At 42.8% G+C, this 10,914-nt stretch carries 6 protein-coding genes; 5 read left to right on the plus strand and 1 reads right to left on the minus strand.

The window, feature by feature from the left end:
* The first annotated feature begins 197 nt into the window (after positions 1–197).
* The 5 genes from E1163_RS09735 (at position 198) to E1163_RS09755 (ending at position 10,705) form a co-directional block, all read left to right on the plus strand.
* Positions 198–809 carry a hypothetical protein gene (locus E1163_RS09735; protein ID WP_155171250.1) on the plus strand — a complete coding sequence of 204 codons (612 nt, stop codon included), beginning with the start codon at positions 198–200 and terminating at the stop codon, positions 807–809.
* A 127-nt stretch (positions 810–936) separates the two neighbouring features.
* Positions 937–2,001, plus strand: coding sequence for a hypothetical protein (locus tag E1163_RS09740; protein ID WP_155171251.1), 1,065 nt, complete (start codon positions 937–939; stop codon positions 1,999–2,001).
* Between the two features lie 325 nt (positions 2,002–2,326).
* The gene (gene gyrA, locus E1163_RS09745) at positions 2,327–4,909 is read left to right on the plus strand and encodes a DNA gyrase subunit A (RefSeq protein ID WP_155171252.1); all 2,583 of its coding nucleotides are present in this window, start codon (positions 2,327–2,329) and stop codon (positions 4,907–4,909) included.
* A 43-nt stretch (positions 4,910–4,952) separates the two neighbouring features.
* A complete protein-coding gene (locus E1163_RS09750; RefSeq protein ID WP_155171253.1) occupies positions 4,953–6,140 on the plus strand; it encodes a tetratricopeptide repeat protein in 1,188 nt (395 codons plus the stop codon).
* A gap of 530 nt (positions 6,141–6,670) precedes the next feature.
* Positions 6,671–10,705, plus strand: coding sequence for a two-component regulator propeller domain-containing protein (locus E1163_RS09755; protein ID WP_155171254.1), 4,035 nt, complete (start codon positions 6,671–6,673; stop codon positions 10,703–10,705).
* 28 nt (positions 10,706–10,733) lie between these two features.
* Here E1163_RS09755 and E1163_RS31000 read toward each other — a convergent pair.
* On the minus strand, positions 10,734–10,914 hold a 181-nt coding region (locus E1163_RS31000; protein ID WP_221417976.1), incomplete at its 5' end, for a hypothetical protein.

Raw genomic sequence — 10,914 nt, forward strand, 5'->3', positions numbered from 1 at the left:
AACTGCTTTTGTCGATTGCCTACTTTACTTTACTGCTTCCCAGCCGATGTCTCTCGAAGAGGACTCGGCGTCTTTAGAAGTAGAATCGTACTCGCTGGCATATCACACCCTCTCAAAGCCTGTCACCCCATAAGTCCTTGTTTTATCCGAAAAAGTACTATATTGGATAATTATTCATTCATAACAGCCTAAATAATATGTTTTCAGAGAATGAAATTGCTACTATGATCGAGATACCGGCGATCCATGAAGCTACAGTTGCAATAAAGAAGGATTTTATATCTACCGAGGCCAGTATGCTGGACATTTCAGAGCATGACTTCCTATCACTGATCATGATGACTCCTGCAATGGGATTGACCCTGTCCAATGGAAGCGTGAGCCTGTTTGAAGAGTTGGGGCTAAACAAAATGGCGCGAAAAATGTCAAAAGGAGGCTACTTTCTTAAGGTAGATCCGGTAGCACATGCCATGAAGTTTGCGTTGAAGAATTTTGACGCATGGGAAGATAAATTCCTGCAGGCTATTCGCATATCCATGGATGCAACCATTGACATGCAGGTTTTGAAAAACCTCAAAGGAAGTAACCTGGAAGACCCCGTTAAAAGCTTTGCCCGTGATTTGATGACCGTGCCGTATATTTTCGTAAGGTTTTTAAGTACTATGATTTTAAATGATGAAGCTGATATTGTAGATCACAGAAGCATATCACAGGTAGAATACAATAAGGTCATTGATATAGGTAAAAAGCTAAAAATTGATGATCTCCCGGTTTTTGAGTCCTTTTGCAGGACATTTGATGTTAAATAGCATCGTTTTTGTAATGGAGTGAGCATAATATTTTTTAATATTGCCAGTTCTAATTGAAACCTTACATAAGCCGCCAAAGAAGAGACTGTGAAAAAGTGGCATCGGTTTTGATTTTAAGACACGTAAAATGATCATAAACGGCTTACGTATATTTTTTTTGGCTTGCCTCTATATGCTTTCTTTCGCTGCTGCCAATCAGGTATTGGCGCAGGATGAAAAAGAGGTATCTATCCCTTTAGATCATTTCTATGCTGACCCGGAGAATAACAACGGCTTAAGAAAACTATTGAGCAAGCTGCATTTTAGCTTTTCAACAGGATACGGAAATACATTTTATCGTCAGGACCTCTCTGACTTTTCTGTACTACAGCAGCCGGGTACCACACCCGTTATTTTCAGTAATGAACTCAATTCCGGCGGTGGCAACCTTAGTACCGGCTATACCTATTGGTTCAATGATATTAAAAGTGACAGCAATATTGGGTTTGATCCGTCCAATTCATTTTTGGTGCAGGCTGATACTGCCGATCTGAAATTTAAAGCCTCAGGAATGAGCATTCCGCTTAACCTGTCTATTCACCTTGAGTTTGACCGGTACAGAATAGGAGGGGGTGCAACATTTGAATATCACCGTCCCGGCAAATTTAAGCCCAGTGACTTCGAAAGCCAGATAGGTACCTACGAGCCGGATTTTGGAAGTGTGTTTTACAAAAAGTATTACGCCCTGCTTGGGGTAAGGGTTTATCGTTACTATGAATACAGCGTCTCTATTGATGCCAATATCGGAGCTTTTAACCTCACTAATAAATTTAATAAAAGCATTATTCAGAAAGGCATTTACGTGAATATTGGCCCGACCATAGAGCGGGATTTATCTGAATATTTCAGGGTCTTTGTAAGGCCCAGTTTTGATTTCAAAAATTTCACACTGAACATACCGGAAACAGACCTGTCTATCAGCCAGTCGATGAATGCCGTTTACATTAATTTTGGTTTTACCTATCGAATCCCGGAGCTTCGCAAATGTTTTCTTAAGCAATGCACCACACAGGTTAACCACCAGCATGGCAACAGAGAGTACAGAAGCCGTGTGCATCCGTTTTATAAAAAGCAAAACCCGCACCACGGAGAAAATTATCCGCGTCTGATCAAATACAAAAAGAAGAACCGGAAAAAGATGCACGCTTATTAGCATAAACTTTCGGAAAGTGGCACTGCTGAATTCAGGCCGTAGGCGGGGTTTTCCATTACTTAGCACAGCGGCATACCGGCCTCTAAAATCACATCACTTACAATTGTATTTTTTGTAGATACTGCCTCGTGGCAACAGGCATGAAAAAACAGGGGTATGAACCTGTAAAAGAGATGTATTCTGACGCATTTAGGGCGTCATTCAAGGCATCGAAAGGCAATAAGTCTAATGCGGGCAATAATTGTACGGAAACGTTGTTAATTGCTGATTGAATTGCTTAAATTCGCCATGATTTTTTTGATAACAAAGGACGTTAACATTACATATGGCTGAAGGAGCAAATGAGAACATCATCCCTATTAATATAGAGGATGAAATGCGTGGAGCCTACATAGATTATTCTATGTCGGTTATAATTTCGCGGGCACTACCGGATGTAAGGGATGGCTTAAAGCCCGTGCATAGAAGAATTCTTTATGGAATGCTCGAATTGGGGGTTAACTACAACAAACCCTATAAAAAGTCCGCCAGAATTGTGGGGGAAGTGCTGGGTAAGTACCACCCACACGGTGATGCGGCTGTTTATTCTACCATGGTGCGTATGGCCCAACCCTGGTCACTGCGGTATCCGTTGGTAGACGGACAAGGAAACTTTGGCTCCATAGATGGTGATTCTCCGGCGGCAATGAGGTATACCGAGGCCAGGCTGAAGCGTATAGCGGAAGAAATGCTTACTGATATCAACAAGAATACAGTAGAGTTTCAGCCCAACTTCGACGACTCCCTGAAAGAGCCGACTGTGTTGCCGGGAAAACTTCCAAACCTTCTTTTAAACGGTACTTCCGGTATTGCTGTAGGTATGGCCACCAACATGGCTCCCCATAATCTTACAGAAGTAGTGAATGGTATAACCGCATATATTGATAATAATGAAATCACCATTCCCGAACTGATGGAGCTTATCACTGCCCCTGATTTTCCCACAGGCGGTATCATTTACGGTTATTCTGGTGTGAAAAGCGGGTTTGAAACAGGCAGAGGCAGCATAGTAATGCGTGCCAAGGCCGAATTTGAAACCACAAGCACCGGCCGTGAGCAGATCATTGTAACGGAAATCCCTTATATGGTGAACAAAGCCAGCATGATTGAAAAAACGGCTGCTTTGGTCAACGACAAGAAAATAGACGGCATCTCTGATATCCGTGACGAATCCGACAGGAATGGATTAAGGATAGTTTATGACTTGAAAAAGGATGCTGTTCCCAACATTGTACTCAATCATTTATATAAATATACTCAGCTACAGTCATCTTTCGGGGTAAACAATATTGCCCTTGTAAAAGGAAGACCACAGACGCTGAACCTGAAAGACATCATCAAGCACTACGTAGATCACCGCCATGAGATTGTGATCAGAAGGACGGAATTTGAACTTGATGAAGCAGAGAAAAGAGCGCACATCCTGGAAGGATACCTGATTGCCCTGGACAACCTGGATGAAGTGATAGAGCTTATCAGGAAATCCAAAGATCCGGATGAAGCAAGGGATGGCCTGATGAAGAAATTTGAGCTTTCGGAGATCCAGGCCAAGGCTATTCTGGAGATGAGGCTACAGCGTTTGACAGGACTTGAAAGAGACAAGATCCAGAAGGAATACGCCGAAGTACAAGCCTTGATCAAAGACTTGAAAGATATACTTGCTGACGAAGGCAGAAGAATGCAGATCATCAAAGATGAGCTTGGAGTACTGAAAGACAGATATGGTGATGAAAGACGCACCGATATTGTGCACAGTGCCGATGATATCTCGATAGAGGACATGATCCCTAATGATGAAATGGTTATTACTATTTCACATCAGGGTTACATTAAGCGGTCTCCTTTATCAGAGTACAGGACCCAAAGCAGGGGAGGTGTAGGCTCCAGAGGAGTTAGCACTAAAGATGATGACTTTACCGAGCATTTGTTTATAGCCCGGGCACATAATTACCTGCTGATATTTACCGAATACGGTAAAGTATTCTGGAAAAAAGTATACGGCATACCTGAGGGTGGCAAGACCTCCAAAGGAAGGGCCATTCAAAACCTGATCAATATCGAATCAGGGGATACTGTACGTGCAGTTATCAATGTGGATAGCCTTACAGATGAAGAGTATGTAAACAATAACTTCGTGATGATGTGTACTGAAAATGGTACCATCAAGAAGACTGCACTGGAAGCATACTCCCGACCAAGACAAAATGGTATCAACGCTATTACGGTAAAAGAAGGTGATCGCCTGTTGGATGTTAAGCTTACCAATGGAGACAACCATATTGTGATTGCGAAGAGAAACGGAAAGGCAGTACACTTCCATGAAGGCGGTGTACGATCTATGGGTAGAACAGCATCCGGAGTAAGGGGTGTAACCCTTGAGGGTGATGATGACAGAGTTGTAGGTATGGTTTGCATCAGCCGTGAAGAGGCCAACTTGTTGGTAGTATCAGAAAAAGGCTATGGTAAACGCTCACCTGTTGAAGACTACAGGATCACCAAAAGAGGTGGTAAGGGTGTGAAAACCATTAACGTAACCGAGAAAACTGGCAAGCTTGTTGCAATTAAGGAAGTTATTGACTCAGACGACCTTATGATCATCAACAGGTCTGGTATAACTATCCGTCTGGAAGTCAGCAGCCTGAGGGTAATGGGACGTGCCACTCAGGGTGTAAAACTGATCAGGTTGAATGAAAACGATGAAATTTCTTCAGTTGAGAAAATTGAGAAGATTGAAGAAGAAGTGGAACTTGATGAGGATGGTAATCCGATCGCTCCTGTAGAAAATGCCGGTGACACTGAAGGTGCAGAAGGCAATGAAGGAAAAGAAGATACTGAGGATAACGAGGAAAATAATTCAGAAAAAGAATAACTTTATATTAAAACCAATTGATTTAAAACAGAACAAATAGATTATGAAACGATTCATTTTATTACTGGCTGCCTGTGCTATAGCCGGTTTTTCTTTTGGCCAGAAGAAGCCTAAAATTAATCAAGCAGAAAAGGCTAGAAGCGAAGGAAACCTTGGGGAGGCCAAAGAAATCATAGATGCTGCCATTGAGCACGAAAAAACAAAAGATGATGGCAAAACATGGTATTACAGAGGTTTGGTTTACGCTTCTTTAGATACAACTACTAATCCTCAGTATAAGAACCTGGCCAATGATCCGTTGAAAATTGCTATGGAAGCTTTTGCTAAAGCTGAGGAATTGAACAAAGGCAATAACGACTACTACATTTCTGATGCTAACGGTCTGCCTATCCTGAAAAGCCAGCAAATAGAGACACTTTGGGGCCACTACTTAAACAAAGGTGTAGAAGGCTACCAGGGCCAGAATACTGAAGATGCTATTAAGTACTTCACCAAAACACAGATAGTAAAGCCTGCAGATACTACAGGGTACATCTACGCTGGTTTGGCTGCACAGTCTGGTAAAGACTACAAAACTGCCTCTAAAAACTTCTACAAGTTGATCAATGACCTGAACTACCACAGTGAGGATATTTACAACTACCTGATCTACATAGAAGGTACAATCAATGAAGATAACGAAAAAGCTCTTGAGCTGATCCGTAAAGCTAAAAAACAGTTCCCTGACAATGTAGATTTCGCCAAATCTGAGATCAATGCCCTGATCCAGATGGATAAAGTGGATGAGGCCAAAAATGAACTTGAAGCAGCTATTGCCAAAGAACCAGATAACACTAACCTATACTTTACACTGGGTGTAATGCAGGAAGAGCTCGGCAATAAAGAAAAAGCTAAAGAAGCTTATGCTAAAGCTGTAAAGCTTGACCCTAAAAACTTCAACGCAACCTTTAACCTTGCTGTAATTAACTACAATGAGGCTGTAGAATTGATTAAAGTAAAGAACAATTTAGGTATTACTTCTGCAGACCTGAAAAAAGCTAAAGAAATGCAGACCACTATCAACGACAAGTTGAAAGCTGCAATGCCTTACTGGGAGAAAGTATTGGATATTGAGCCTAACAACAGAGTTGCACTTGAGTCTTTGCAATACACTTACAGCCAATTGAAAATGAATGAAAAAGCACTTGAGGTAACAGAGAAACTGGAAGCCCTGGGTGACGAAGGAAAATAAAACAATCAATATTTAGATTGTATAGACGGCCGCATATATGTGGCCGTTTTTTTGTGTCTGATTTTCAGTAAGTTGAATTTGGTAATCTCAATAGGTAATTCAAGGATTTCACGCGAGGTTTAAATGTAAACAATGAATTTCAGCGGATCAAACGTTAAACCTGTGGAGTAAATGGATTGGAAAGTAAACAAGTAAAGAGAAACTTGCTGCTTAAATACACCTTTGTCTACTGCTTTTGCCGATTGCTATTACCAACTGTCCGTCAGCAAAGAGGTGAAAATTTTAGGGTCTCCCAGAAATTCCGCTTGATGCATTTCAACTTCGTTATTACCTTCCTCATATTGAGGTGGGACAGGCCTTGATTACTTGAAAGTCTTCAATATCAGGATAGTTTACAACCGATATACCTCAGAACTCTGAAAAGGGAACAGTGAGCGTTAAACCTTTTATCATCAGCTATTTATTAAAACGCTAAGGTGTTTTCGAATTATTTACTAAATTGATAAGTGGTCTTAAAGTCTCGTTTCCTAATGAGAAAGCTCTATAAGCGGTTGGTTGTTATTCTCCTTTTTACCATGCTGGGGAATGGTTTGTGCCAGGCTCAGGAGCTACATTTCAAGAGACTTTCCTTAAAAGAAGGGCTCTCTCAATCATCTGTACGTCAGATTATTCAGGACCGGCAAGGGTTTATCTGGGTAACTACTGAAGAAGGGCTCAACCGCTATGATGGTTACCAGTTTCTAAATTTCAATCATGATAAAAATGATCCAAACAGCCTGGGAGACCAGTTTACCAGTTCAATTTGGGAGGCTCCGGATGGCAATCTGTGGGTAGGTACCAACAGTGCCGGTGTCAATAAAATGGACATTGAACATGAAACCTTTACAAGGTACATTCACATTCCCGGCGATAAAGGTACACTGCCGGATAACAATGTTTATGTTTTCATAGGCGATAGTCTGGGCTACCTGTGGGTGGGCACTGTAAAAGGACTGGTGCAACTGGAAATTAAGAGCGGTAAGGTTTTGGATAAATACATCCATATTCCTGATAACAGTACCAGCCTGAGCCATGATATTATTTACGGTTTACTTAAAGACAGCCAGGGAAACCTGTGGGTAGGAACCCATAACGGATTGAATAAGAAAGCACCTAACTCCCGAAGTTTTAAGCGCTATATGTACAATAGCAATCCTCAAGACCTCACATCACACCGGGTATCTAAAATCTACGAAGACCGCTCCGGAAGAATATGGATAGGCACACATCGAGGGCTTTACTTATATGATAAATCAACTGAGGGCTTTACCCGGATCAGGCATACCACACGTGAAAATAACAGCTTCAATGCCAATATAGTACTGACCATGCTGGAAGACCATGAAGGCACCTTCTGGGTAGGCACCCGTGACGGCTTGTTCAGAAGCTCATCCCTGGATTTTGAAAACGGTGTGTTCAATTTTGACTGTTATCGATATAATCCACAAAATGAGAGCTCTATCAGCGACAATGTAATTTATAGTTTGTTTGAAGATAACTCCAACATCCTCTGGGTAGGAACATCCATTGGCGGATTATGTAAGGTTGACCTTGACGGACAACAGTTTAAACATTATAAAAGGGCGCCGGACAACATGCCCGGGCTTAATGAATCCTCAGCCTGGAGCTTTTATCAATTTGACAGCGGGGAGATCTGGGTAGGAACGAGTGGGGGAGGGATCAACCGTTTTGATGCCCATATGAACTTGTTGAGCTATATGCTCCCATCCAGACAGGAAGAAAACAGCCTTAGCGGTAACAGGATCTGGGATATTGAGCAGGACAGGGACGGTAACGTATGGATAGGGGTTTTTGGTGAGGGACTGAACAAATATGTTCCCAAGGATGGCTCATTCGTCCATTATCTTCATAATGCCGGGGACTCTGCGAGCATAGGCAGTAATTCTGTCATCGACATCCTGGTGGATGACAGCGGGATTATTCTCATTGGCACCTGGGGAGAAGGACTGGATGTGCTTGACCCGCAAACCGGGATTTTTACACATGTAAAGGAGGTGCCCGGCTTCGTAACTACTATAGCCAAAACCTCTGAACACCTGTACTGGATCGGCACCATGAACCAGGGATTGTTTCACTATAACCACAGTACTGGTGAAGTGACTGCTTTTAATACAGACGAAGACGTCAATTCGCTGGCCAGCAATACCATCTGGGGGCTTTACAGCAGGCATCCTGACACACTTTATGCAGCTACTGACTGGGGTTTTGATCAAATAATACTGAACAATGGTCAGCCTGTATTCAAAAATTATAATGAGTCGCACGGTCTGTCAAAGAACACGGTTTACTCCATTGTAGGTGATGACCTGGGGTTTCTCTGGATGATCACCACCCATGGCTTGTCGCGGTTTAACCCTTCTGACAATTCATTTTTTAATTTTTATGAAGAGGACGGTATCCAAAGCAATGAGTTTAACCATGGTGCTGTGTATAAAGGTAAAGATGGTAAGCTCTTTCTGGGGGGCATTAACGGCTTTAATATCATTGATCCTACACAGATCAAGGTAAATACCAAGGTGCCCCCGGTTTATATAACGAACATGAAGTTGTTTAACCAAAATGTGCCTATTTCAACTCCCGGCAATGGTGATAGCAACAGCAGATTTACCCTTGAGAAGCACATATCGATAACCGAAGAGATAACGCTGTCCTACGACCAGGCCTTTTTCTCGTTCGATTACGCAGCGCTCAACTACCGGCAGCCTGAACAAAATGAATATGCATATTACCTTGAAGGTCTTGAAAACGACTGGAATTATGTACAAAACAGAAGGACGGCATACTATACAAGCGTGCCGTATGGTGAATATGTATTTCATGTCAAAGGATCAAATAATGATGGTATCTGGAATGAAAAAGGTGCTTCAATAAGAATTATAATTACTCCACCGTGGTGGCTGTCACTCTGGGCCAAAATGCTGTGGCTAGGGATAGCCATAGGCTTACTGCTTACCATCTATAAAATCCGTGTAAACAACCTGAAACGGCAAAAGGCAACACTTGAAAATGAAGTAGCCACCAGAACGCAGGAAATCATGAGACAGAAGGAGGAGATGGAAACCCAGGCAGAAAACCTCAAAAAAATGAACTGGGAAATACAAGATCGCAACAACGAGATACTTACCCAGTCAGAGTTTATACAAGAGGTTAACAACGAATTGAAGGACAAAAACGATGCTTTGGAGAAGGCTTATCAAAATGTAGCCCTCTTGAGTGCCATTGGCCAGCACATAACCGCCCAACTCTCTATGGGAGACATGATCAGGGAAGTTTACCAGAATGTACAGTCGCTCATGCAGGTGGATGAGTTTGCGGTAGGGCGCTATGAAGCGGACAGCGGTGAGATTGTCTTTGAGGCCTTCTTTGGCAACAATAGGCCTCATGGCGCGATTTCAATCAAAGAAACCCACCGGCTATCGGTGCAATGTGTTTTGAATAAGCAGGAAATATTCATCAGTGATGTGGAGAAGGATTATCCGCAATATGCCGGGCACTCTCATGCCGCCTATCAGGATGAACTTTTGAGGGCACTGATCGTATTGCCCCTTGTTTCGGGTGAAGAAGTCACGGGGCTGATCTGGGTGCAGAGTATGGAGAAAAACGCATATTCGCCTCATGAACTTGACCTATTGAAAAACCTGGCAGCTTATGTGTCCATAGCCCTTGACAATGCAAAGGCATACAGGAAGATCAAAAACCAGCGACAGGACCTTGAAAAGGCACAGAAAGTGATCCGGGAGCAGAATAAATCCCTCTCGAATACCAATATTCTCTTAGAAGAAAAGGTAGAGCAAAGGACCCGGGAGCTCAACCACCTGACATACCGCTCAGCGCATGACCTGAAAGGGCCTATCAGCAGGTTGTTGGGACTGTGCTATGCCTGCCAGCTCGATCTGAAGGAGTCGCTCGACCAGGTAAGTCCGCAGTTTAGGCCTAAGTTGGTTGAATACCTGAAGAAAATGGAAGGTACCGCCATAAGCATGCAGCAGATGTTGTCGCGGCTACTCAGGATTCACGATATTAAAATGCGAACACCTGCCATACGTGAAGTATCTCTTCAAACCGTAATCGAAAACACCTGGCGAACGGTCATTGTGAGGGTGAATACAGCGGCAAACATCAACTTTCAGGTAGACGTAGCTTCCATGGGTAGTATACAAACCGACCCAAAGCTGCTGTCTCTACTACTGGAAAACCTCTATGAAAATGCTGCACAATTTGCTGACCCTGCAAAGGGTATAAATTACATCAAAACAGAGGTTTGCAATCAGGAAAATGAACTGATACTTAAAATAACGGATAATGGTTTAGGTATCGATCAAACCTTGACTGATGACATTTTCAACATGTTCGTCAAAGGCACCACCGAGTCTAAAGGAGTCGGCCTTGGCCTCTATGAGTCGAAGATCATCATCGAGAAGCTCAAAGGCTCCCTGCAGGTTGATATGCACGCTCAGGGGGTTACAGTTTTTGAAGTGAGGATTCCTTTTCTCGGTGAGCAGTGATGTAGGCCTTACCCAAAGAAAGCTGAGGCTACAACTTATTTAGCACAAATACCATGTCATTCCGGAATTTTCGCAGAGTAGCGGAGAAAATATCCGGAATCCCCAAGAGCGAAGGCAGAGGCTGAAGATTGCGTGCTGACTCATTACTTTTACCCGCTAAAGAACACATTACTGCATCCAAAGACGCCGAGTCCTCTGCGAGAGACATC

Source organism: Fulvivirga kasyanovii (assembly GCF_009711405.1).
Taxonomy (GTDB): Bacteria; Bacteroidota; Bacteroidia; order Cytophagales; family Cyclobacteriaceae; genus Fulvivirga; species Fulvivirga kasyanovii.